Origin of the sequence: Synechococcus sp. A15-28 (assembly GCF_014280175.1) — a bacterium.
In the GTDB taxonomy this organism is placed as follows: Bacteria; Cyanobacteriota; Cyanobacteriia; order PCC-6307; family Cyanobiaceae; genus Parasynechococcus.
The window spans coordinates 1,802,476-1,825,262 of the sequence record NZ_CP047931.1; the positions used below are offsets into that span (position 1 = coordinate 1,802,476).

The 22,787-nt window shown below is 56.7% G+C and carries 31 protein-coding genes and 1 tRNA gene; 22 read left to right on the plus strand and 10 right to left on the minus strand.

Annotated features, from left to right (window positions below):
• Positions 1-80 precede the first annotated feature (80 nt).
• From cpeB (SynA1528_RS10365) to SynA1528_RS10385, 5 genes are all read left to right on the plus strand, one after another.
• Positions 81-617: a phycoerythrin subunit beta gene (gene cpeB, locus SynA1528_RS10365; protein WP_011128866.1), complete on the plus strand. Its 537-nt coding sequence runs from the start codon at positions 81-83 to the stop codon at positions 615-617.
• 46 nt (positions 618-663) lie between these two features.
• Complete coding sequence (gene cpeA, locus SynA1528_RS10370) at positions 664-1,161, plus strand: C-phycoerythrin subunit alpha (RefSeq protein WP_011128867.1); 498 nt, start codon at positions 664-666, stop codon at positions 1,159-1,161.
• 364 nt (positions 1,162-1,525) lie between these two features.
• Positions 1,526-2,407 carry a phycobilisome rod-core linker polypeptide gene (locus SynA1528_RS10375; protein ID WP_186497619.1) on the plus strand — a complete coding sequence of 294 codons (882 nt, stop codon included), beginning with the start codon at positions 1,526-1,528 and terminating at the stop codon, positions 2,405-2,407.
• A 166-nt stretch (positions 2,408-2,573) separates the two neighbouring features.
• The gene (locus SynA1528_RS10380; RefSeq protein ID WP_186497621.1) at positions 2,574-3,479 is read left to right on the plus strand and encodes a HEAT repeat domain-containing protein; all 906 of its coding nucleotides are present in this window, start codon (positions 2,574-2,576) and stop codon (positions 3,477-3,479) included.
• 159 nt (positions 3,480-3,638) lie between these two features.
• Positions 3,639-3,983, plus strand: coding sequence for a Nif11-like leader peptide family natural product precursor (locus tag SynA1528_RS10385; protein ID WP_042503828.1), 345 nt, complete (start codon positions 3,639-3,641; stop codon positions 3,981-3,983).
• A 10-nt stretch (positions 3,984-3,993) separates the two neighbouring features.
• Here SynA1528_RS10385 and SynA1528_RS10390 read toward each other — a convergent pair whose 3' ends face one another.
• Both SynA1528_RS10390 and SynA1528_RS10395 read right to left on the minus strand, forming a co-directional pair.
• Positions 3,994-4,674 (minus strand): HEAT repeat domain-containing protein, encoded by a 681-nt coding sequence (locus SynA1528_RS10390; protein WP_286187815.1) that lies wholly within the window; start codon positions 4,672-4,674, stop codon positions 3,994-3,996.
• 32 nt (positions 4,675-4,706) lie between these two features.
• On the minus strand, positions 4,707-5,999 hold the full coding sequence (locus SynA1528_RS10395; protein WP_286187816.1) for a HEAT repeat domain-containing protein: 1,293 nt from the start codon (positions 5,997-5,999) through the stop codon (positions 4,707-4,709).
• Between the two features lie 264 nt (positions 6,000-6,263).
• On the opposite strand from SynA1528_RS10395, the gene SynA1528_RS10400 reads away from it, so the two are divergent.
• Positions 6,264-6,521 carry a hypothetical protein gene (locus tag SynA1528_RS10400; RefSeq protein ID WP_186586679.1) on the plus strand — a complete coding sequence of 86 codons (258 nt, stop codon included), beginning with the start codon at positions 6,264-6,266 and terminating at the stop codon, positions 6,519-6,521.
• Here SynA1528_RS10400 and SynA1528_RS10405 read toward each other — a convergent pair whose 3' ends face one another.
• From SynA1528_RS10405 to cpeB (SynA1528_RS10415), 3 genes are all read right to left on the minus strand, one after another.
• The gene (locus tag SynA1528_RS10405; protein WP_186586680.1) at positions 6,522-6,953 is read right to left on the minus strand and encodes a DUF2656 family protein; all 432 of its coding nucleotides are present in this window, start codon (positions 6,951-6,953) and stop codon (positions 6,522-6,524) included.
• Between the two features lie 127 nt (positions 6,954-7,080).
• On the minus strand, positions 7,081-7,575 hold the full coding sequence (gene cpeA, locus SynA1528_RS10410; RefSeq protein ID WP_011128874.1) for a C-phycoerythrin subunit alpha: 495 nt from the start codon (positions 7,573-7,575) through the stop codon (positions 7,081-7,083).
• 58 nt (positions 7,576-7,633) lie between these two features.
• Positions 7,634-8,188, minus strand: a complete 555-nt coding sequence (cpeB, locus tag SynA1528_RS10415; protein WP_011128875.1) for a phycoerythrin subunit beta — start codon at positions 8,186-8,188, stop codon at positions 7,634-7,636.
• A 310-nt stretch (positions 8,189-8,498) separates the two neighbouring features.
• On the opposite strand from cpeB (SynA1528_RS10415), the gene SynA1528_RS10420 reads away from it, so the two are divergent.
• From SynA1528_RS10420 to SynA1528_RS10465, 10 genes are all read left to right on the plus strand, one after another.
• Positions 8,499-8,732, plus strand: coding sequence for a DUF8630 family protein (locus SynA1528_RS10420; protein WP_186586681.1), 234 nt, complete (start codon positions 8,499-8,501; stop codon positions 8,730-8,732).
• A 91-nt stretch (positions 8,733-8,823) separates the two neighbouring features.
• Complete coding sequence (locus SynA1528_RS10425) at positions 8,824-9,405, plus strand: phycobiliprotein lyase (protein ID WP_286187817.1); 582 nt, start codon at positions 8,824-8,826, stop codon at positions 9,403-9,405.
• 5 nt (positions 9,406-9,410) lie between these two features.
• Entirely contained in the window at positions 9,411-10,118 is a 708-nt protein-coding gene (locus SynA1528_RS10430; RefSeq protein ID WP_186586682.1) for a 15,16-dihydrobiliverdin:ferredoxin oxidoreductase, read from the plus strand.
• Complete coding sequence (locus tag SynA1528_RS10435; protein ID WP_186586683.1) at positions 10,115-10,918, plus strand: phycoerythrobilin:ferredoxin oxidoreductase; 804 nt, start codon at positions 10,115-10,117, stop codon at positions 10,916-10,918. Before SynA1528_RS10430 ends, SynA1528_RS10435 begins: the two co-directional genes overlap by 4 nt.
• Positions 10,919-11,065: 147 nt before the next feature.
• Positions 11,066-11,584: a C-phycocyanin subunit beta gene (gene cpcB, locus SynA1528_RS10440; RefSeq protein WP_115010504.1), complete on the plus strand. Its 519-nt coding sequence runs from the start codon at positions 11,066-11,068 to the stop codon at positions 11,582-11,584.
• Positions 11,585-11,625: 41 nt separating this feature from the next.
• The gene (gene cpcA, locus SynA1528_RS10445; RefSeq protein ID WP_186586684.1) at positions 11,626-12,114 is read left to right on the plus strand and encodes a C-phycocyanin subunit alpha; all 489 of its coding nucleotides are present in this window, start codon (positions 11,626-11,628) and stop codon (positions 12,112-12,114) included.
• Positions 12,115-12,192: 78 nt separating this feature from the next.
• The gene (locus tag SynA1528_RS10450) at positions 12,193-12,783 is read left to right on the plus strand and encodes a chromophore lyase CpcT/CpeT (RefSeq protein ID WP_502707748.1); all 591 of its coding nucleotides are present in this window, start codon (positions 12,193-12,195) and stop codon (positions 12,781-12,783) included.
• The gene (locus SynA1528_RS10455) at positions 12,783-13,553 is read left to right on the plus strand and encodes a HEAT repeat domain-containing protein (RefSeq protein ID WP_186586686.1); all 771 of its coding nucleotides are present in this window, start codon (positions 12,783-12,785) and stop codon (positions 13,551-13,553) included. Before SynA1528_RS10450 ends, SynA1528_RS10455 begins: the two co-directional genes overlap by 1 nt.
• Positions 13,554-14,186, plus strand: a complete 633-nt coding sequence (cpcF, locus tag SynA1528_RS10460) for a C-phycocyanin alpha-cysteine-84 phycocyanobilin lyase subunit CpcF (protein WP_186586687.1) — start codon at positions 13,554-13,556, stop codon at positions 14,184-14,186.
• Positions 14,183-14,662 (plus strand): low molecular weight protein-tyrosine-phosphatase, encoded by a 480-nt coding sequence (locus tag SynA1528_RS10465; RefSeq protein ID WP_186586688.1) that lies wholly within the window; start codon positions 14,183-14,185, stop codon positions 14,660-14,662. The genes cpcF and SynA1528_RS10465 overlap by 4 nt, the downstream gene beginning before the upstream one ends.
• Here SynA1528_RS10465 and SynA1528_RS10470 read toward each other — a convergent pair.
• Positions 14,646-16,142 (minus strand): bifunctional pantoate--beta-alanine ligase/(d)CMP kinase, encoded by a 1,497-nt coding sequence (locus SynA1528_RS10470; RefSeq protein WP_286187954.1) that lies wholly within the window; start codon positions 16,140-16,142, stop codon positions 14,646-14,648. The two genes, SynA1528_RS10465 and SynA1528_RS10470, sit on opposite strands and share 17 nt — an antisense overlap.
• 11 nt (positions 16,143-16,153) lie before the next feature.
• A complete protein-coding gene (locus SynA1528_RS10475) occupies positions 16,154-16,744 on the minus strand; it encodes a septal ring lytic transglycosylase RlpA family protein (protein ID WP_186586689.1) in 591 nt (196 codons plus the stop codon).
• A gap of 303 nt (positions 16,745-17,047) precedes the next feature.
• Between SynA1528_RS10475 and purM the strand changes: the two genes are divergently transcribed.
• Together purM and SynA1528_RS10485 are read left to right on the plus strand one after the other, a co-directional pair.
• Positions 17,048-18,079 carry a phosphoribosylformylglycinamidine cyclo-ligase gene (gene purM / locus SynA1528_RS10480; RefSeq protein ID WP_186586690.1) on the plus strand — a complete coding sequence of 344 codons (1,032 nt, stop codon included), beginning with the start codon at positions 17,048-17,050 and terminating at the stop codon, positions 18,077-18,079.
• A 129-nt stretch (positions 18,080-18,208) separates the two neighbouring features.
• On the plus strand, positions 18,209-18,841 hold the full coding sequence (locus tag SynA1528_RS10485) for a DUF8655 family protein (protein WP_186586691.1): 633 nt from the start codon (positions 18,209-18,211) through the stop codon (positions 18,839-18,841).
• 4 nt (positions 18,842-18,845) lie between these two features.
• Here the strand turns inward: SynA1528_RS10485 and SynA1528_RS10490 are convergent, their stop codons facing one another.
• A complete protein-coding gene (locus tag SynA1528_RS10490; RefSeq protein ID WP_186586692.1) occupies positions 18,846-19,829 on the minus strand; it encodes an aldo/keto reductase in 984 nt (327 codons plus the stop codon).
• 50 nt (positions 19,830-19,879) lie between these two features.
• Between SynA1528_RS10490 and SynA1528_RS10495 the strand changes: the two genes are divergently transcribed.
• Together SynA1528_RS10495 and SynA1528_RS10500 are read left to right on the plus strand one after the other, a co-directional pair.
• The gene (locus SynA1528_RS10495; protein WP_502707749.1) at positions 19,880-20,014 is read left to right on the plus strand and encodes a DUF8639 family protein; all 135 of its coding nucleotides are present in this window, start codon (positions 19,880-19,882) and stop codon (positions 20,012-20,014) included.
• Positions 20,014-20,496, plus strand: coding sequence for a hypothetical protein (locus SynA1528_RS10500; protein ID WP_186586694.1), 483 nt, complete (start codon positions 20,014-20,016; stop codon positions 20,494-20,496). The genes SynA1528_RS10495 and SynA1528_RS10500 overlap by 1 nt, the downstream gene beginning before the upstream one ends.
• A gap of 11 nt (positions 20,497-20,507) precedes the next feature.
• Here SynA1528_RS10500 and SynA1528_RS10505 read toward each other — a convergent pair.
• A tRNA-Cys gene (locus SynA1528_RS10505) sits at positions 20,508-20,578 on the minus strand.
• 54 nt (positions 20,579-20,632) lie between these two features.
• Here SynA1528_RS10505 and SynA1528_RS10510 point away from each other — a divergent pair.
• On the plus strand, positions 20,633-21,853 hold the full coding sequence (locus tag SynA1528_RS10510) for a lipid-A-disaccharide synthase-related protein (RefSeq protein WP_186586695.1): 1,221 nt from the start codon (positions 20,633-20,635) through the stop codon (positions 21,851-21,853).
• Positions 21,854-21,872: 19 nt separating this feature from the next.
• Entirely contained in the window at positions 21,873-22,130 is a 258-nt protein-coding gene (locus SynA1528_RS10515) for a DUF8658 family protein (RefSeq protein WP_186586696.1), read from the plus strand.
• An 8-nt stretch (positions 22,131-22,138) separates the two neighbouring features.
• On the opposite strand, the gene SynA1528_RS10520 is transcribed toward SynA1528_RS10515, so the two are convergent.
• The gene (locus SynA1528_RS10520; protein ID WP_186586697.1) at positions 22,139-22,783 is read right to left on the minus strand and encodes a ribonuclease D; all 645 of its coding nucleotides are present in this window, start codon (positions 22,781-22,783) and stop codon (positions 22,139-22,141) included.
• Positions 22,784-22,787 lie beyond the last annotated feature (4 nt).

Below are 22,787 nucleotides of genomic sequence, written 5' to 3' on the forward strand. Positions count from 1 at the left end.
TGGGAGTTAGGCAAGAAAAGCAGGGTTACTGTCCATCTTGATGCGGAATGCATCTCCCCAAACAACGTATTCCCCAACCCATGCTCGACGCATTCTCCAGGGCAGCTGTCTCAGCCGATTCCAGCGGCTCTTTCATCGGCGGCGGCGAACTGGCCTCTCTGAAGTCCTTCATTGCCGATGGCAACAAGCGCCTCGACGCTGTTAACGCCATCACTTCCAACGCTAGCTGCATCGTTTCTGACGCCGTTGCAGGCATCTGCTGCGAGAACACCGGTCTGACCGCCCCCAACGGTGGCGTTTACACCAACCGCAAGATGGCTGCTTGCCTGCGCGATGGTGAGATCGTTCTGCGTTACGTCTCCTACGCCCTGCTGGCTGGTGATGCTTCTGTTCTCCAGGACCGCTGCCTGAACGGACTGCGTGAAACCTACGCTGCACTGGGTGTTCCTACAGGTTCCGCCTCCCGTGCCGTGGCCATCATGAAGGCCGCTGCTGGTGCCCTGATCACCAACACCAACAGCCAGCCCAAAAAGATGCCTGTGACCACTGGAGATTGCTCCAACATCGCCGGCGAAGCTGCCAGCTATTTCGACATGGTGATCAGCGCTATCAGCTGAGCCAGAGATTGAATTTCTGCACATCTGAACACCCCCCTTTTTCATCATGAAGTCCGTCATCACCACCGTCGTCGGCGCAGCCGACAGCGCTTCCCGCTTCCCCTCTGCCTCCGACATGGAGTCCGTCCAGGGCTCCATCCAGCGTGCTGCTGCTCGTCTGGAAGCTGCTGAGAAACTGGCCGGTAACTACGACCAAGTTGCTCAGGAAGCTGTCGATGCTGTGTACAACCAGTACCCCAACGGAGCTACCGGCCGTCAGCCCCGCAAGTGCGCCACCGAAGGCAAAGAGAAGTGCAAGCGTGACTTCGTTCACTACCTGCGCCTGATCAACTACTGCCTGGTCACCGGCGGCACCGGCCCCCTGGATGAGCTAGCCATCAACGGTCAGAAGGAAGTGTACAAAGCACTCAGCATCGACGCTGGAACCTACGTTGCTGGTTTCTCCCACCTGCGTTCCCGCGGTTGCGCTCCTCGCGACATGAGTGCTCAAGCACTGACCGCTTACAACCAGCTGCTCGACTACGTTATCAACTCCCTGGGCTGATTATCAGTCCTTAACGGATTGGTATTTACGACTAGTCGTCTCAGGGGGTGAGCAAATAGCTCACCCCCTTTTTTTTAGCAGTAGCGAGAAAACTTCCTGCGAAGGAAAGAAACTCAACGACTCGATAGCGACATTAGATCGATCGGCGCCAATCCCCCAAAAGACAATCAGCCAGCCATAGTTAAACCTATCGCAATTATTGTCGATGATTGCTCGAGTGGTTGAATGCAGAAACTTGTAAAACCTGTTTCAAGCATTAAACCACTAAGGATCCTCCCGCTGTTCTGTAAAGTACCGCCTCAATTCGAGAGCGATCAGAATACTTGAAGGTCTCGACATCATCAATCACCTCCAAATCCTCATCATGCTCACCACACAAACTACTCCTGCAGGTATGTCTGCAGCAAATCGAACCAAATCCGCTTCGTATTCCACCTCCAGCAAAGCTGGAATGAATACTGTTGCCCGAACGGTGGCAGGTTCGATTGCAGAGTTTAAGCGGAACACTTGCTCATCTATGGGTCTCGGAATCGGCCCTCGACTCCACAGTGAGTGTCCATTCGGTTCGGTCTTTGATGAGTATCACCCCAACGATAGTGCGGCGTTGGAGCGCACAATCCGCGATAGCTATCGCCAGGTTTACGGGAACCTACCTCCAACGGAAAATGAGCGTTGCACCTCACTGGAAGCACGCCTCATGAATGGAGAAATAACGGTACGTGACTTCGTCAATGGTCTGGCCAAATCTCCTTTTTACAAAAAAAATTACTTCCACTCAGTCGCGCCCCAGCGAGGGATCGAACTGAACTTCAAACACCTCTTAGGGCGAGCTCCACTTAATCAGGCAGAAATTCAGGCCAGCATTAAGCTGCAGGCCGAACAGGGATTTGATGCTCTCATCGATAGCCTGACGGATGGGGCAGAATATGCCGAGGTCTTTGGTTCGGATATCGTCCCATACGTGCGGACTGCCGATTCTTATGCCGGAATGATGACGTCCTCCTTCAACATGATGAGGGAGCTTGCCAGCACCAAAGTAGCAGTTAGTGACAACGCTCAGGGATCCCGGAGCCGCACCGTTTCACCACTCGCCTTAGCAGCGAGCAGCGCGATTAAACCTGTGACATTTAACTATGTTGCACTTACCAAGCCTGCTCCAAAGCTGCCTCAACAGCAGTACAGCGGTCATCAGCCTCCTAAGCAGACAGACTACGTCGCATTCCGCCCCTTCGGAATCCACTTCTGACCGACCCAAAATGGTCTAATGGTCAGAATTCAACACTCAAGTGTGTGATGACCAGCTCCCTTTCAAAAGGGAGCTTTTTTTTGTCCAAGAGCTCGTGGGCGAAAAAGCTTCAAGGAATCAACAGTACAGCAACCGTAATCGATTAGATTGATATGAAGATTGTGCGATGGCCACAGTGCTCCAGGATTTCTCTAATGTCTCGTCACTCAGCGACAGTCAGCTCACCGAAGAAGAAGCGCTTCAACTCGCCAACGAACTAAGTTTAAAATTAAGTGATGGCGAGAAACCAGGGTCTGATGCAGAGTCTCTCAAGAAAATGGTTGCTGGCCTTGGTGATGCTAGAGGAGCCCTACGACTAACCTTTGCAAAAAGCCTTGGCGCAGTAGGAGACGAGGCTCTACCCATTCTTTGTGAAGCTCTTCGCCAACACCAAAATGTAGTCGTCAGAAGAGCATCAGCTAAAACACTCAATTTGATTGGAAGTAAGGAGGCTCTGCCTTATCTCCTCGAAGCTTTTTTAGAAGACAGTGATCCAGTTGTTCTCGGGTCATCTGCTGGAGCAATGGCAACGATTGGACCCGACGCCATGGACTCATTACTTGGGATCCTGAAAAATCCAGACTGCACACCATTTCAGGTGGGCTTGATTAATCTTGCGCTTAGTTTCATCGGCGCCAAAGCACCTGAGGCATTACTCGAGGCTGCAGAGTCAGACGTGACTGAAGTTCGCGTGGCTGCAATTTCAGCCCTAGGAGATCAAATACAAAAGAGTGACGATCATCGTGCAAAAAATAGAGTGTTCAGAGCTTTAGATGACTGCTCACCAGACGTTAGAGCAGAAGCTGTAACACTTATCGGAAAATCATGTGATGCCGAAGATGTTGAACATATGCTGACAAGGAAACTGATCGACAAAGACACTCAGGTACGAAAAAACACGGCGATGGCACTGATGAAGCTTGAAGCATTTAACTCTGTAGAAAGCATAGAGAAGGCAAAGTCAACAGAAGATGACGAGTCAGTTCAAGCAGTATTTGATGTCGCCATCAACATACTAAGCAGAAATTTGTGAGAAGTTAGGGTCAAAACAATGCACAGAAGGGCACTGAAAAATTCCAAGGATGCCTCAAATACCCCAAGTTCTCTCTTGTAAAGTTAACGGAGCATTTTGAGTGATCCTGGTAAAAAGCGGATAGATGCTGATAAAATTTGAACATGTAGGTGATCTTTTATGTCGCGCGCTGAATTCATACGCTTTCTTCAGGTCCTGGAAGAAGATTTACCGTTCAGAGCTCTTTTTCAAGAAGCTGATCCCGAGGAAATCCTCAAGCTTGCCGATCAACATGGGTTTATCTTTTCGGATGAAATAAAAGGGCGTTTCCTGAATCGGTGGGCAGGTGTGTATTTCTGCCCATTCGCCAACGATGTGGGAAGGTTATGCCCAAAAATGGTACCCGAGGGATTCAGCACACTGCTGCATTATTCACAAACAACATGTACCAAAGAGGACAAAGTTGAGCGTTTTGATTTTCGCGCTGGAGGCTATTACGAAGGAGTAAAAGCAGTGACTGGATAAAGAAAAGGTTTTAACTCCTTGAATTGAGTAGATTTTGAAGTCGCGCCAATGCAGACTGAGCTGCTTCCTGAATCAGCGGATCGTCATTATTATCTTGAAGTGCATGCAAAGCGACCTCCGCCATGGGATGCGGGATATCAGCAAGAGCCTGAGATGCACTAAAGATCAAAGCCACATTTTCACTGCTGAGGGATTTTGCTAGTAGTTTAATTGCCTCTTCAGACTTGAACTGTTGCTTACCGATTTGACCAAGACACATCAGAGCTCCTTGTACGACTACCATATCTGTGTCATTAATCCCTTGTTCCAACATTTGCATGACTGAATCAGGAAACGGTTGATCAGGAAAATTCTTGAACAATTGAACGAATGCTTTCGGGCAACAACGCCTTGCAGTTTGATTCTCAGTTGTTGCATAAAGTTCGATCAAAGGATCGAATGCAGAACTCCCAAAAAAACCAATTCCCTTAACTGCTGCTCTGTATACTTTGGGATCTTGATGACAGAATAGTTCCAATAACATGGGCAAGGCTTCTTCCTGATAGTGCTCCGAAAGAATTAAACTGGCTTCTTCTTGGATCCTAGGGTTGGGATGCCTGAGATCCTCGAATAGGGAATCAATGGTAGGCATAGACTGATTATCGCTCACAGAAAGCCTGAACTGATAATTTATTTTAGCACTGATGATCAACCGAAAACAGACGCAGACGTCTCATACATGCACTATGTATATTGGAGAATCGACTGCGCTTTCCAACGAACAAAGTAATCTGGATCCGATTGAGACAAATTACTGACTACATCAAGATTTTGAGACCGGATTTGACTCAACTCGGGAGATTGAAGGAGTAGAAGCGATGTATAACGGAAATCCCAAAATGGTTGCATTACGGTAGTCAAACCATCTTTCAAGAAGTGGTCGCACTGCCCAGGAAATAAGATAGCAAAAGACAACAACGCAGCAGATGGAGATTTCCTGAATTGTGGACGTCTATCTCGAATAGCATCCGACAGGATGTCGTGAATAGACGCAAGGGCCTCGTGACTCCAATTCCTTATGAGACCAAATAGATGCATCATGAAATAGTGCGCTCCATAGTCGTTATGGGCTTTCTTATGCCAACTGGACCAGACATGGGTCCAGACTTCATCTGGATCGCGATCCAGCAGGGTTTGCATCGACAAATAGCCGCGACTGAAATCAGGATGAAACAGACCTTCGACAAGCAGCTGAGTCGGTAGGGGGTCTCCATAGTGATGAAGCACCGTGATCAGCCTGGGGTCATCGCGAAGGACCTGGTCAACAGCCGAAAGAGCACTATTTTTCAACTGCTCACCTGACGATCGGTCGACAAGAGCACGAACAGCTCTCATTCGAAACGCTGGTGAAATGGGTGCCTGAAGCAAACTCGACATGAGTTCAATCCCACCAGCATCGATTACATCTTGAACTGCCGACTGACGATCCATCTGATTAGCTACGTACAAATGATCAGCCAAATCAGCGAGACGTGTCCTATCTCCTGACAAGTGAATTGTGGCCGCAATTGCAGCACCGCGCACAGAAGACTTTTCATGGTCCATTAAGGAAGTAATCGTCGGAAGTGCTGCAAAAACTGAGAGTTTAGACAAACTTTGAATTAAAACCCGTTGATTCTGTGTGGAATCATGCAACAACCGAATCAAGCGCTGATGAACGGCTTGATCTTGACAGCCTATTTGTGCCAGTGCCCAGGCAGCATTTTCGACCATATAGATATCCGAACTATCAAGAAAACTGGCAATTTTCGCCTGAGCTTGCGTAACCCCCAGCCGGGCAAGAACTTCTACAGCTTTTCGTTGAGCAAGGAGGACAGCAGACTCAGTCGACACCCTGCCAAGAAAATTCAGCAACGCTTCATTTGCAAACTGACCAGGAAAATTGACCAAGTGCGAAACGGCCATATAGTAGTCACTGTCGCTCTCGAGATCTTGAAAATCTGTAGCCAAGATCTCGATGGCACCAGCCTGGTCCAACTCAGGATGAATATTGTCAAACAAGCCCGACATGAAGAAAGCCTAATATCAATTAAATTCTACACGCCTAATTATCTAACGTTCTTAAACAACAATAAGAAAAGCATTGGGCTGCTTCTCAGCATTTAGATTTAAAGTATTATCGTATTGTCTGTAAAGAGGGAAATGGGGCCATTCTCCGGTCATTTGCTCTGCGTTTCTGCTGCAATGTTGCCAGGCTCGAGAACTTCGAAACAGAGACATATAAGTCTAGACAGTCGGTTTATGAGCCAATGGATGAAAGCCGCCAAAAATTCCCATGCAGTAATCACTCAGATCAGCGCCGCTCACCTTGATTCAACAACAACAACAACAAGGAAGGGAACAACAGGACGTTCAAAAGATAAGTCGCAGACCTTAATTGGGAAAATGAGTGCTCAGTTTCCGAGCCTGACCAAAAACATGAAAACCGATGTAGACAGAACTAGTGATGAATCTAAACAAAAGGGCAAACGCCGCAGAGGTCGTCGCAAATCGTCCTAATCAATTATTTGAGGAGATCTCGAAAACACCATCTTCAGGGCGATTGGACTTAAGTGCATCCCAATTAATGGCTTGCAGGAAAGCCTCTTCATCGTGTGTTTCCACAACATCTACGCCCCAGAAACCTTCTTGGAGCGGTGCACCTGGAGCAGCCGGAGAATCTTTGCGCCCACCAAGCGCCAGTATGACGTGATCTGCACTTTGTCCAAGTTTAGACCTCAATTGCTTCCAAGACTTGACCAACTCCACTGCCATATCGTTGGGAGGCAAGTTTGAAGTCAATTCAATGATCCAATGAGGATGTTGAATGACTGTTGCAGAAATAATTGCCGAAGAATTCGAGACTATACCGTCAGCGAGAACTTGAGTTTCAAAGGGAGGGACATCTTTAGATTGAACCTGCAGGTTATGAGACAGAATAAATGTCGTCATTGGAAAAGACTTATCCCCTCAATCTTAACGGAACAACTACATAGCCGCGATTCAATCTCAGAAGCCTGCAGTCATCAAAAAAGGGGGTGCTTATCGCCCCCCCCTCTCTTTCACAGCCGTTACCAGTTCAAGACAGGGCGTTGATGGCGTAATCGAGATAGCTCTTGAATTCGTTGAGAGCCTGAGCGCTCATATCACGAGGTGCACATGCACGATCACGTGTGTAAGTGAGAGCTTCGATGTATGCGTTGGTTGGAAGACCAAGGGTGCGATACACCTCGCGAGCACCAGCAATACCCCACTCGTCCAGAGGACCAGTACCACCAACAATAAGGCAGTAGTTGATCAGACGCAGGTAGTGACCAAGATCGCGATAGCACTTGTCGATCTTCACCTGGCTGTCACCGGCTTCACCGGGCTGCTTCAGGTAGGCGTACTTGTTAAAGCAGGCGTCGCCTGCTTCACGAGTTACGTTATCGAGGCCAGCGGCCAGCTTTTCAGCAGCCTCAAGGCGAGCAGCTGCACGCTGGATATTGCCCTGAACGGCTTCGAGGTCGTTCTGGGAAGGGAAGCGACCGGCTGCATCAGCAGCGGTCACAACAGTGGTGACGACGGATTTCATTTGAGATCCTTAGATAAGGGTGCTGAGAAGGAAAGAAGAAGACGAATTCAGCCGCCGATCAGCTGATTGCCCCGATCACGCGATCGAAGTAAGAACCTGCTTCAGACACCAGTGCAGAGCAATCGCCCTGTGTGGTTTCCATCTTGCGGTACTTCGCGCCACCGCTAGCAGGGGTGTTGGTTTGTCCGATCAGAGCCGTTGCTGCGGATTTCATGATCGCGACAGCGCGAGCTGCAGACTGAGTGGGAACACCCAGAGCGATGTAGGTCTCTTTCAGACCATTGAGGCAACGGTCATCCAGCACGGAAGCGTCGCCAGCCAGCAGGGCGTAGCTGATGTAGCGAAGAACGATCTCACCATCACGCAGGCATGCGGCCATGCGACGAGTGGGATAGCAGTTGCCACCGGCCTGGATCAGACCGGTGTTTTCGCAGATCATGCCTGTGACCGCATCCGAAACGATGCAATAGGCGTTGGAAGTGATGGCGTTAACAGCGTCCAAACGCTTGTTGCCATCCTGCACATAAGAACGGAGGCTAGCGAGCTCGCTACCACCAACAGGTGCAGTTTTGGCGTCAGCGCTGACGACTGTGCGGGAAAATGCGTCGAGCATTGGGGGCCAGACAGTTTTTTGTGGATGCGGTGCTTCGGAAACCGCCTTGGGAACTAGCCGCTAAGACTGGAGGCCCAAAGGGGGAAGATGCGCCCTGCCACGCTAAACCCCGGTTCCCGGCTGGGTTCCAAAACAGACGCGGTCACGCAAGAGTTTGTCACCTTGGGGCACGAGTCAACGACTACCGGCAAGACCGTCGACCATCAAGGCTTCCAAGCCGGTCGGTCCATGTCGTGGGTCAGAGACGAGGCCCAACGGAGCCAAGGCAGACAGGTAGAAGGTTTAAAATTTCAGAGTCAGTCAGCATTTCATGGATCAAACAGCCTCTGATCTGCCCAGCATTGCAGAATTACAGGAGTCTATTGACGAACTATCTGCATACCGAGAGAGACTTTTTCAGGATGTGGTCGGACTTGGAAAGAAGCTGCGCCTCTCGCAGAAAAAAATTGATTCGACAGTCGCTGAGCACGCAGAGCTAAAGCGTCTTGACGAAGTTATGTCACAACTTGTTGCGCAAAGAGATTCTCAGCAGTCTAAATCTTGAATTTTATTAGAAGGATTGATCCACAGTCTCAACACCTCAGCTCTGCAAGTTCAATCTAATGTTTCCCCTCCAGTCATATCCACCAATGACGATGGTGGATTTTTTCGAAGCAAGCCGTGGGACCTGGTTGAACCGGCGTGCTGTTCATCATTTGGATCACCAGGATGATGAAGCAGCAGATTCTAATCTTGTTATCGAACCATTTAAAAATGATGATCCGGCAGTTCGCAGCATTTGCGAAGCCCTAAACATCAATACGATCGACAGTACTGGTGGAGCTAGATTTTGGTGGGAAAGTAATATTAAAAAAGGAGTCCGCAACGAAGATTATGCGGCTGTTGTCATCGATGTACCCAACCGAGATAATGCTCGAAAGGGTTTCTTACTACGAGATGTAGGATATGTTGAAAAGCAGGCGGTATTGAGCACTTACGTTTTTGCCGAAGATGGCGTGTTGACGATCACTACAAGATATGACACAAATATTGGAATTGAACGATGCTGGTTTGTGACTGATCAGATCCGAATGCGTGTCAGTTCTGTCCAGTGCTTGGATGGTGTCGCAATGACTACCTACTGCACTGAATTTCGCTGTCCAACAGATGCTGATATCAATGCCATATCTGAGCATGCCAGGCAGATCGCTCGTTCGACTGCATCTATTGGAGCTTAACCATCATGTTTGATCCGTTTCTTGAGGAATTACAAACTGGAATTCAAGCCCGCGGTGGCATATCAGTTGAAGTTCCGGCCGGGCTGGAACACAATCAATCCCAGAAGGGCTCAAGCACCATCCAAAGCTGGCTTTGGCAGGTTCCAGGTTTTCGTCGCTGGCGCGTCACCCGACTTGATGCAGGTGACAGCCTTCAAGTTCTGAATTCCGTCGCATATCCCGATTTCGATTTGGACCATCCTTTGATGGGTGTTGATCTGCTCTGGTTTGGCGCACGTCAAAAGCTAGTTGCGGTTCTTGATTTTCAACCACTGGTTCAAGATAAAGACTATCTCGATCGTCATTTTGATGGTCTGAAAGATCTGAATGCTCGTTTCCCGGATCTAAACGGAGAAGAAACGATGCGATCTTTCGATCCGAATCAATACTTCTCATCATGGCTACTTTTTTGCCGTGGAGGTTCTGAAGAGGCTGACAGGTCACTGCCAAAAGCCTTCAGCGCCTTTTTGAAAGCCTATTGGTGTTTACACGATGAGGCTTCCAAGGAACCATCCTCAATCTCACCTGGAGATGTGGAACGGCTTCAGAACGCCTACGACGTGTACAGCGCCGAGCGTGATCCTGCCCATGGATTGTTCACCAGCCATTTCGGCAAGGAGTGGTCTGACCGGTTCCTGCACGAATTCCTTTTCCCCGCCAGTCAGCCCGCATGAGCATTGATCTCCGCGCGTCGAGCCTTGATCCCGTTCAGATTCCGGGGTGGCGATGGCAGCCCTTTCTCGATGAAGCCAGTGCTGCACTCAAGCCGTTCAACCCGTCTCCCTATCCCATAGCGGAAACGTTTCTGCAAAAGGAGGGCAGCACCGGATCCAAGGCAAAACCCGTACCGGTGACCACCGCCACCTGGGCCTGCTCCACCGAAAAGCTGCGCCAGGTTCGTTGTGCCTGCGTTGAAGCCGGTGCCGCAGCTTCGGTGTTGAACTTCGTGATCAATCCCAGCTGTCGGTACGACCTGCCCTTCTTCGGTGCCGACCTGGTGACCCTGCCGAACGGACACCTGCTCGCCCTGGATCTGCAACCGGTGGACAAGGCAGATTCCGAGCACACCGATCCGGTTTGGGAGCGACTGCTGCCTCTCTTCGAACGATGGAGAGCCGAACTTCCCGATGGAGGCCCCATCCCCGAAGAAGCGCAGCCCTATTTCTCCCCCGCCTTTCTCTGGACCCGCATCCCGCTCGGAGCCGACGGTGATGCCCTGATCGAACGGGTGATCCGCCCGGCTTTCTCGGATTACTTGCAGCTCTACCTCGACCTTGTGGCGAAAGCTCAGCCCGTCGATGACGAGCGAGCGGCTCATCTCCTATCCGGGCAAAAGCGCTACACCGCATACCGCGCTGAAAAGGATCCCGCTCGGGGCATGCTCACCCGTTTCTATGGAGGCGAATGGACCGAGTCCTACATCCACGGTGTGCTGTTTGACCTGGAGGACACCACCGCCACTTCCTTGTCGTAGCAAGGGAGTTAAGCATTATGAACAGCCGTCGGGAGCCTCGCGAGCTGTTGGTCAGAATCGCAGGCGACGGGAAGAGGGCAATAGCCTTCAACCATCCCATCCAAGTCTGAGACCCCACTCCAGACGTAGTTCACAGGAACAACAACCATGTTCGACGCCTTCACCAAGGTTGTCGCCCAGGCCGATGCCCGGGGACAATTCATCAGCACCAGCGAGATCGATGCCCTCGCTGCCATGGTTTCCGACAGCAACAAGCGTCTGGATGCAGTGAACCGCATCTCCAGCAACGCCTCCACCATCGTTGCTTCCGCTGCCCGCCAGCTGTTCGCTCAGCAGCCTGCACTGATCGCCCCCGGCGGCAACGCTTACACCTCCCGCCGCATGGCTGCCTGCCTGCGCGACATGGAGATCATCCTCCGCTACGTCACTTACTCCGCATTCACCGGTGACGCTTCCGTGATGGAAGACCGCTGCCTGAATGGCCTGCGTGAGACCTACCTGGCCCTCGGCACCCCCGGTGCTTCCGTTGCCGCCGGCGTAAACCTGATGAAGGACGCTGCCCTGGCCATCGTCAACGACAAAGCTGGCATCTCCGCTGGTGACTGCGCTTCCCTGAGCAGCGAGATCGGCACCTACTTCGACCGCGCCGCCGCTTCCGTCGCCTGAGCGGCACCTGGATTCGACGTCTTTCATTCCCTTAACGATCCATGAAAACCCCCCTCACCGAAGCTGTTGCAGCAGCTGATTCCCAGGGCCGTTTCCTGAGCAACACCGAAGTTCAGGCCGCTTCCGGTCGCTTCAACCGCGCCAAGGCCAGCCTCGAGGCTGCCAAGGCCCTCACCAGCAAGGCCGATGCCCTGGTGAACGGTGCTGCTCAGGCCGTCTACAGCAAGTTCCCTTACACCACCCAGATGGAGGGATCCAACTACTCCGCCACCCCCGAGGGCAAGGCCAAGTGCTCCCGTGACGTGGGCTACTACCTGCGCATGATCACCTACTGCCTGGTGGCAGGTGGCACCGGCCCCATGGACGACTACCTGATCGCTGGTCTCGACGAGATCAACCGCACCTTCGAGCTCTCCCCCTCCTGGTACGTGGAAGCTCTGAAGCACATCAAGGCCAACCACGGCCTCAGCGGCGACGCAGCCACCGAAGCCAACAGCTACATCGATTACGCCATCAACGCCCTGATCTGATCAAGGTTCCGATGCTTCACCAGCCTCCTTCGGGGGGCTTTTTTTATTGTTTGTTCCCGGGCCCAACAGAACGCTGTGATCACCCTCCCTGTTCGGCGTTTTCTCAACCTGCTCTGCGGCGAGTACAGCAACCAGCAGCAAGCCTTCGACAACCCGCCCCTCTACGCCCACATCTTTCTGAGGTATCGGCCTCTGCCTCAGCTCACCCCGGGGTCGATCCTGCTGGAGCAGACCTACGCGGTGGATCCCAGCAATCCTTACCGCCTGAGGATGATTCGCGCCGAGGAACAACCCTCCGGCGCCATCAAATTGTGGAATCACACCTTTCGCGACCCGTCCCGCTTTGCTGGGGCAACCTTCGATCCGGACCTGCGCCTGGCCATCCAGGCCACGGATCTGATCAGCCTTGATCAATGCCACTACCAGGTGCTGGAACAGGACGACGGCTACCACGGCGCCATGGAGGCGGGTTGCCAATGCATCGTGCGACGCGATGGCAAAGACACGGTGCTGGTGAGCAGCTTCCACCTGCAGGGAGAGTCGCTGCAGACCCTCGATCGCGGCCATGACCCGGACACCAATGAGCGTTGCTGGGGCTCGGTGGCGGGACCGTTCCGGTTCAAACGAACTGAAAGCTGGACGGCCGACATGGCATCGGCCTGGGTTTGATGGAACCGCTTAGTGAAACGCAGGTGATCCAAAACCTCCGCCAGACGGAGGACCCTTCGGCGCAGTACTACGCCGCCTGGTGGCTCGGAAAAATGCGCAGCCATCATCCCGATGCCATTCCGCTACTCCTGGACACCCTTGGAGCTCTCGACGACACTCCCGTCGATCCAGACCGGCGCGGCGTTGCCCTCAATGCCATCCGCGCCCTGGGCCTGCTGAAGGACCAACGCGCAGATGCCCCCCTGCGGGATCGGTTGCAGTCCAACGACTACAACGTGCGGGAGGAAGCGGCCCGCAGCCTTGGCACGATGGGCAGCTCCGCGGCCGCGGGGGCCATCCGTTCCCTGTTGGCCAGTGGAGTCGAGGGAGCCGGACGCGAGCAACCCTCGAGCCCCTTGCTGCAGGAACCCTGCGAAGCACTATTGGAAGCCCTGGGCGACATCGGCATCAACGATGCAGCCACCCTGGCAACGCTCAAGCCCTTCACGCAGCATCCGCGTCCCCTGATTTGTTCGGCAGCCTGCAGGGCGTTGCTGCAACTCACGGGTGATGCGCACTGGGGTGAGCAACTGATCCAGCTGTTGCAGCACCCCGAACCCCTGGTGCGGCGCGGAACCCTGCTGGATCTCGGTGCCACCGGATGGACCGCTGCTGTGCCGACGATTCGTGCCGCCGCCGTGGAACCCAGCCTCAAATTGGTGGCTTTGCGGGGGCTGGCGGAGACGAGCGGAGACCCTCAGGTGCTCGATGTGATGGATGCTCTGCTCTAAATGACCTCCCCTGCCCTGAGTGATGCGATCCAGGCCTTGGATCGCGCCAGCAGCACCCCCGAATTGGTGGAGGCCACGCGCGCGCTCTGCGCCCTCGGTGATCCCGAGGCAGCCGACATCCTGGTGAAGGTTCTGGGCTTCAACAACCCAGCCGTGGCGGCGGTGGCAACCCAGGGACTGATCCAACTGGGTCGTGACATCGTGCCGACCCTGCTGGTGAGCCTGGATGCCCGTAATTACGGCGCCCGAGCCTGGGTGGTGAAAGCCCTGGCTGCCCTTCGCGATCCACGGGGACTCGATCTTCTCGAGCACGCCCTCGACGCCGACATCGCACCGAGTGTGCGGCGATCAGCAGTCCGCGGCCTGGCGGATCTGGACCTTGATCCCATGGCCAAGGAGCAGCAACTGCATCGCTGCATGCAGGGGCTGCTGAAGGCGGGGCAAGACGATGAATGGGTGGTGCGCTATGCCGCTGTCTTCGGAATCGAACAACGTTTGACCGATGCAGCGGGTGGTTCATCGCTTGCCGATCAGGCCATGCCGCTGTTGCGGACCCTGGCGTCCGATGCTGAGGATGCCAAGGTTGTGCGCCTACGGGCCGCCCTGGCCCTCCAACGCCTCAACGCCGGATGACCCAGAAACTGTTGTTCGTCTGCCTCGGCAACATCTGCCGCTCACCAGCGGCGGAAGGCGTCTTCCTGCATCTGCTGGACGAGCGTGGCCTCAGTGATCAGTTCGTGGTGGATTCCGCCGGCACGGGCGGCTGGCATGTGGGCAATTCGGCGGACCGACGCATGCAGGCGGCTGCCAACCGCCGCGGCATGAACCTCCCCAGCCGCGCACGACAGATCTGCCTGGAGGATTTCTCGAGTTTCGACCTGGTGCTCACCATGGATGACAGCAACCTGGCCGCCGTGCAGGGGTTGGCTCGCGAAGCCGGGTCCCAGGCAACGGCCAGGATCAAACCCATGCTCAGCTACGCCCGTCGGTTCAACGAAACCGAAGTGCCTGACCCCTATTACGGCGGAGATGCCGGCTTCGAGCATGTGCTCGATCTGCTGGAGGACGCCTGCGCCAACCTCCTGGACGAGCTCAGTCCCCAGGCGTAGGCCAGACCTCTTCAGCCACCCGCGAGCGGAACTGTTCCACCAGCGCATCAATCACTGCATCGATGCTCATGCCATCGGTGATCAGTTCCACCGCATCGGCAGCCTTCACCAACGGGGCCTCCTCCCGGGTGCTGTCCAGCCGATCGCGCTCGGCGATCTGCGCCTCCAGCTCGGAGCGCTCTGGAACGGGAAACCCCCGCTGCTCCAGGTCGAGAGCCCGGCGCCGGGCCCGTTCGCCCACCGTGGCAGTGAGGAACACCTTCAGATCAGCATCCGGGAAAACAGCGGTGCCGATGTCGCGACCCTCCGCCACCAAGCCACCCTTGGCACCCATGGCCTTCTGCTGCGCGGTGAGCGCCTGCCGCACGCAACGGTGCGCTGCAACAACCGACACCAAGCCCGTCACCTCAGGGGATCGAATCGCTTCACTGACGTCCTCACCATTCACCAACACCTGCTGGCCACTGCAAGGCAGTGACCGCAGCTGCAAATCCAAACTCTGGAGCAAAGGTGTAATGGCGGCAGCGTCGGTGGGATCAACACCGCTCTTCTGCACAAGCCAGGTCACCGATCGGTACATCGCACCGGTGTCGAGATAAATCAGGCCCATTCGCTCCGCAAAGGCCCGGGTGACGGTGCTTTTGCCAGCACCGGCTGGGCCATCAATGGCAACGAGAGGCTGGCGGGTCATCAAAAAGACGTGATCGATCAAGCGTGTCGTTCCGCAGCGCACCGCCGCGGCCAGCAGCGAGATGGCTGTTTCAGACCCACAGGGCTGAAGCGTGATGGGATCGACCCTCTCTACATACTCCACCTCGAGACCAGCAGCTGAAAGCATGGAACGGATGATGTCCAACGGCGTGGTTGCATCAGCGGCCCGCAGGGCCGCAGGCAAGGTGGCGGCCTGATGCCGCTCCGCGGGCGTCAGATATCGGTTGCGTGAACTCATGGCCAGGCCATCGGCTTCGCGCACCGTGGCAACCCCCTGAACCTTTACAGGGATGCAGAGATCAGCCACCAACCGACGCAGGATCACCAGTTGCTGCCAGTCCTTCTCCCCCAGCCAGAGGCTGGCGGGCCGTACCAGATGCAACAGACGTGCCACAACCGTGACCACCCCATCAAAGTGCCCGGGACGGCCAGCTCCGCAGAGATGCTGCTGCAGCCCATCCGCTGCATTGCGGGAGGGACAGGCTCCATCGGGGTAGATCATCTGGACGGATGGAGCCCAGAGCGCCGCTGCCCCGCACCGATCGGCCAGAGAGAGATCGGTCTCCAAGCTGCGCGGATACCGATCGAAGTCTTCCGCGGGTCCGAACTGAAGCGGGTTGACGAACACGCTCACCAACACGGGGCCATGCGCCGCCGCTCGGCGGATCAGCTCTCCGTGCCCGTCATGCAGACCTCCCATGGTGGGGACGAACTGAAGCGGTTGCGCAAGCCTGGAGAGAAAGGCATCCAGGTCAGCCTGCGTTGAGATCAGTAAGGCGGTCAGCGCAGCACCTCGAGCTTCACCTGGGCGATACCGGAACTGATCAATCCCAGGCTGGAGGCCGCTCCGTGCCCCAGATCAATCACGCGGTGATCCACAAAGGGCCCGCGGTCGTTGATGCGAATTACGGCTGAGCGTCCATTGCGGAGGTTGGTCACCCGCACTTTGGTGCCGAACGGCAAGGTGCGATGGGCGGCCGTCATCGTGCCCTGGCGGTAGATCTCACCGTTCGCCGTGTAGTTCCCGTAGAAGCCAGGGCCGTACCAGCTGGCTTCACCGGTGATGACCCGCACCACATCTGGCACCAACTTCAGCTTCGGCTCGGGCAGAACCGCCACCGGCGTCAGAACGGCGTTGACGTTGCGGTTTTCGGTGCTGTCCTGATCGAGCTCGTTCTCAACAGACAGATTGAGCTCCGAGGCAGGGTTCGAAAAGGGTTCAAGGTCGGCAGCAGACTCAACGAACAGCTCCATGGGATCCAGGGGATCGAACCCGTCCTGATCCTCAAAATCCTGAGCGACAACAGGGAACAGCGCCGCACTGGCTGAGATTGCCCCGCACAGACCAAGGAGGGTAAGAACGACTCGCATGACAAGCGATCGACGAATTCTCGAAGACGAACCTCGGGAATGCGCAGACCTCAACTTCAAAACATCGAAAAGCTAAGAAGTTCACAACAAACACAACAGCAGGCACCAATCCAGCAACCGACACAGGACATCTGGACGCCATCAGAAGCCCCTGCCGGTCACAAGCGAGACCAAGACCCAACCCCACCAGGGACATCAATCAGGCTTGATTCAGTCATCAGCGAAACTGATGTTCTGTTGATCCGGCTCTTCAGCCGACCATGGGTCGCCGGAGTTGCAGGATCAATACAGCTCCTTCAGCCCATGGACTACAAGAGTGCTGGCGTGGACGTCGAGGCCGGTCGGGCCTTTGTTCAACGGATCAAGTCCTCCGTTGAAGCAACACATCGCCCGGAGGTGATCGGTGGACTGGGCGGCTTCGGCGGAATGATGCGGCTGCCGGCGGGTCTGCGACAGCCCCTGTTGGTTTCAGGTACAGACGGTGTCGGCACCAAACTCGAGTTGGCGCAGGACCATCACGCTCACCACAACGTTGGGATCGACCTGGTGGCGATGTGCGTGAACGACGTCATCACCTCCGGCGCACAGCCCCTGTTTTTTCTGGATTACATGGCCACAGGCGCGCTGAGTCCTGAGGCCATGGCGGAGGTCGTCGAGGGAATTGCCGACGGCTGCCGGCAGAGCGGCTGCTCCCTGCTCGGCGGCGAAACCGCCGAAATGCCTGGGTTCTACCCAGCTGGTCGTTACGACCTGGCGGGTTTCTGCGTCGCCGTCGTTGAAGAAAGTGAGCTGATTGATGGACGACAGGTGCAGACCGGGGACGCAGTGATCGGTGTGGCCAGCAGTGGTGTTCACAGCAACGGCTTCAGCCTGGTGCGCCGGGTGCTTGAACAGGCGGCTGCGGATCGATCCACCCGATATGGACCGGATCAGCGCCCTCTGATCGATGACCTTCTGAGGCCCACCCAGCTCTACGCCTCACTGGTGCTGCAGCTCCTCAGCAGCAACGTTGCCATCCATGCCATGGCTCACATCACCGGTGGTGGACTTCCGGAAAACCTCCCCCGCTGCCTGCCGGAGGGATGCCGCGCCCAGGTGAATCCATCCAGCTGGGCTCCCCCCTCCCTGTTCGATTGGCTTCAACACGCTGGTGACATTCCAGAGCGAGCCCTCTGGCACACCTTCAATCTCGGAGTTGGATTCTGTCTTGTAGTGCCGGAGGACCAAACCAACCTGGCGATTGAAACCTGTCGTGCCCAACAGCTGCAGGCCTGGCCGATCGGCAGCATCGTGAAGGGCAACCCTGAAGACGGAGTGATCGGCCTCCCGGACTAGCGGGCAATTGCATCAAACTCCGAAAGAATCTTCGGAAACACTGGGAACAAGGGAAAGATCCGTTTAAGATCTCATCAAGCAGACCGGAGTTGCCTCCGGACGCAGCGTCGATACATCGGCTTAAACGACATGCCACTTGATAGACCTCAGCGCACCACGCGCAGACGATCCTCTGCTGGACCGACTCCTCCCAGGCGTCCGATTGCTCCAGCCCATGAACGATCCAACGGCCACAGGCAGTCCCCTCGTCCCACATTCCTGACCCTCAGGGATCACGGCAAGGTCTACGTGGCAGATTTGCCCGACCTCTCCGACGGACAACTGGCTCACATCGGCAAAGAGGCTCAGGAGGTTCTCGACAGCCTCGAGCGTCGAATTCATGAACTTGAACAGAGTCTCGACCAGGGACCCCAGGACCGGGACACGCTGATCAAGGCGTCCACAAAGCGCGACGTCACCCTGCGCTTCCTGCGCGCGATCGAGGAGGAGAAGCAACTCCGCAGCAACAACCCGGCCCTGCGGTCCGCGGCCGGAGAATCCCTCCCCCGGACGTTCCTGGAGGTCGCACGGCACCGTCTGCCGGGCACCACATTCGATTCACTGCTCCAGGAGGCGCTCAAAGCCTGCGAGGAGAGCCAGGCAGCGGCAGCCCCGGTGCCTGCTCCGGTCCGCGAAAACGTGATTCCCCTGCGGGGCGACGCCCCAGCCAACAGCCTCCCCGTTGTGGTGAGTCCGGCTCCGGACAACATCGCAGAAGCCTGAGGACCTACGCGCTCTGGAAGGGGTTGGACGGGGTGCGCACCGCGCACTGCCCGCGAGCCTCCGTCAGTTGTTCGATCTCTTCAGGCCTCAGGGACCAACCGAGGGCTCCGGCAACATCCCTGGCTTGTTCGGGGGTTCTGACGCCTGGAATCGGCTTGGTCCCCTGAGCTCGGCACCAGTTGAGTGCCACCTGAGCCATCGATACGTTGCGGGTTGCGGCAATGGCGGCAACGACGGTGCGGAGGTTCCGGCTGGCGGGCATCAACCTGTTGAACAACTGCCGACGCAGAAAGGTTCCTGATCGACGCTCCGCCTTGGGCGACAGGGTCAGCACACCAAAGGCCAGGGGGCTGTAAGCCAGCACCTCCACACCGCGCTCATGACAGAGCTGCCGTAACGCATCAGCCTTGGCATCCCCCGGAGAGAGAAGAGAGTACTGCACCTGCACACTGCGCAAAGGGACCCCACGCTGCGCCAGCCGTTCATGCATCCAGGCCAACCGTTTCGGGCCGATGTTGGACACACCGACTTCGGCGACGGAGCCATCGAGAACGCGATCCGCCAGACCATCGAGAAGCTGCACCTCCTGCCAGGGGGCGTAGCGCGCTGTGCTCCAGTGCAGCTGCACCCGTCGCAGATGACCCTGAAGTCGTTGTCGACTGGCCTGAAGCGCCTGATCAAGGCCCCGTCGTCCGAGCCTCCAGGGGAACGGCGCCAGTTTGGTGGCAATACACAACTGGTCCCGACGCGTCGCCGGAAGACGTGCTGCGAACTGCCCCAACAGCTGCTCACTGCGTCCATCGAGTCGCCCGGTGCCGTAGGAGTCAGCCGTATCGATCAGGTCAAGACCTGAGGAGAGGGCCTGGCGAAAGGTCTCCTCCAGACGGCCATCATCCCGTTCGGCCTCGTAGCCCCACAGCAATTGATTGCCCCACGCCCAAGTACCGAATCCGATGCCGTTCAACGGGTCCCCTCCTCTGCCCGTCATGATCGCCCCATCGACTCAATCCCATGGCTGACCCTCTGACGGCCAACTCCATGCCCAAGGCCAATCCAGTGCCGTCGGAATCGACGGACCTTTCCGAGGAACGCATTCTTTGCCAGCACTGCCGGCGCACGGCCAGCAACGGCATCCGCTGCCTCGGCATGTGCGTGGCCGACAGCGACTACTGATGCTTCTGCCGCTCCTGCTGGTACTGATGAACGTCAACGTGGCCAGCAGTGACACTCCAGGTGACCAACGCTTCGGCCGATTCGACACGGGTCTGTCCGACTGTCGCATCACCCATGCGCAGCGGTCCATGGGCTGTCAACGGCTGCAACTGATGCAAACCAGCTCCATCGGGCTGCGCATTCGCTTCTTCGGCGTCAGCACGAACGAACCGAACAGAACGGTTCAGCTGACCTTCGTGACGGGTCCCGGCTCCGGCGATCCGATTTTGAACTGTCAGAGCGGCCGCTGCCGGCTCGCCGCCACCACCTGGAGCGGACAGATCAGCAGCAGTTCCTGGGTGTCCTTTGATCAGCGCGGCCTGCCCATCGGTGTACCGACCAATCGCCCCTCCATCGGGCAGTGCACGATCAGCGATGGCCGCCTCAGCTGCCAAAGTCAATCCCGTGATGGACTGCAACTGAGCGTGGAGGCCAGGCTTTGACAATCGATCGAAGGCGGCACCCAGATTCGAACTGGGGATAAAGGATTTGCAATCCTCTGCCTTACCACTTGGCCATGCCGCCGATCGGGAACGGCCGTTCCCATCAGGCGATCGTATCAGCCACAACGGAGCCGGATTGCTGGTGGTCTGCAACGGCCACGGGGAAGATTTTATCGCGCTGAGGGTGCTGGAACAAGTCCATGCCCAGTGCCCCGCCCTGAAGCTGGAAGTGCTTCCGCTTGTCGGTCAGGGGCGCGTGTTTGACAAGGCGATTGAGAACGGCTGGCTGCAACGGATCGGTCCGGCGGCCGCTCTCCCCAGTGGAGGGTTCAGCAACCAAAGCATCACCGGACTGCTGGCAGACCTCAAAGCCGGCCTCCCCTGGCTCAGCTGGCAGCAGTGGCGCTTGATCGGCCAGCGGGCTCGCGCCGGCCTGAGGCTGCTGGCAATCGGCGATCTCCTGCCCCTGCTGATGGTCTGGAGCAGTGGAGCCCGGTACGGGTTCATCGGCACACCGAAGAGCGACTACACCTGGCGCAGCGGCCCCGGACGGAGCCCCAGCGATCGCTACCACAGGCTCAAGGGCAGCGAATGGGATCCATGGGAATGGATGCTGATGCGTGCGGCCCGCTGCCGGCTGGTGGCCATGCGCGACGGACTGACCGCCCGCGGACTGCAACGTCATCGCATCAGAGCCCTGGCACCCGGCAACCCGATGATGGATGGCCTGGCTAAAGCTGCTGTTCCCGCCAGCCTCGGACGCTGCAGGCGGGTCCTGCTGCTGTGTGGAAGCCGTGTACCGGAAGCCGTTCGAAACTTCCGCCGGTTGCTGGACGGCGTCAGCAGGATGAAGGTCGACCAGCCGATTGCGGTTCTCGTTGCTATTGGCAGTCAACCCAGCCTGGATCAACTCGAAGCGATCCTTCGCGATCAGCAGTTCCGCCGCGGCCTGCCTCCCTCCGACCAGCTCGATGCTGCGGCCTGCTGGGTGAGGGGAGCGCTGCTGGTGCTGATCGGCGTGAAATGTTTCCACACCTGGGCCGGCTGGGCGGAAGCTGGCGTCGCCACCGCCGGCACCGCCACGGAGCAACTGGTGGGACTGGGGATTCCGGCCCTGTCATTGCCGGGGGCAGGCCCGCAATTTCAATGGCCTTTCGCACGGCGGCAGAGCCGTCTGCTGGGGGGAGCCGTTCACCCCTGCGGCTCGCCGGAGGAGCTCCACCAACGGCTGCAGCAGCTGCTGGACAATCCGGAGCTGCGGGAGCATCTGGGCCGGATCGGCCAACGACGGATGGGGCCTCCAGGGGGGAGCGCCCGCCTCGCTGCGTTGATCCTGGAACGGCTGCACGGATACTGAAGGACCGCCGCTGGGAACCATGGCTGCCATTCAGGACTCCGCATACGTCAAGCTCTGCGCCCAATTGGCCAGCCGACTCAGCATCAGCCTGGCCAGTGCCAGGCGCCAGGTGGATCAGGCGGCAGCTCGGGAGGGCAAGCGTGACCTGGAGGGACGACGGGCCATGGCCCAATCCATGCTCGCTGCCCTCGAGAGCGATGACGAGGGCAGTGCCGACCGCTTGACCTCGCTGCTGAGTTCGAGCGAAGGAGACGGCAACTTCATTCTGGAGGACTGACTCTTTGCTCAGTGCTCGAAGGTCTGGTTGAAGCGCATCCGATCCAGATCCGCGATCACTGGAATGCACCCGAAGCAGCGCTTCGCCAGATCCCAGCGCCCCTCACGACGCAGCATGGCTTCCAGTTTCTGACGAGCCGGGAGCAGATAGCGCACGTCATTGGCGGCGTAGGCCAGCTGCACATCGCTGAGTTCATCCACCCGGCCCCAGTCACTGCTCTGGGCCCCCTTGTCCAGCTCAACGCCGACCAGCTCCATCACCAGGTCTTTCAAGCCATGGCGAGGGGTGTAGGTCCGTCCGAGACGGCTGCCCACCTTGGTGCAGAAGATGGGGCTGACCGCAATGCCGAGTCCGCTGGCCAGCGCTGCCACATCGAATCGGGCGAAGTGGAAGACCTTCTCCACGGAGCTGGCCTCCAGGAGCCGCTGCAGGTTCGGCGCTGATGTCTGACCAAGGCCGATCCGAACGCAGGAGACCCGATCGTCGGCATCAGCGATCTGAACCAGGCAGAGGCGATCTCGACCATGGATCAGACCCATGGCCTCGGTGTCCACGGCAAGGGCGGGCATGCGCAGGTATCGCTCGGTCCATTCCGCATCCAGATCGCCATCGAAGACGGTGAATTCAGCGGGAGCGGGAAGCGGGTCGGCCATGGGC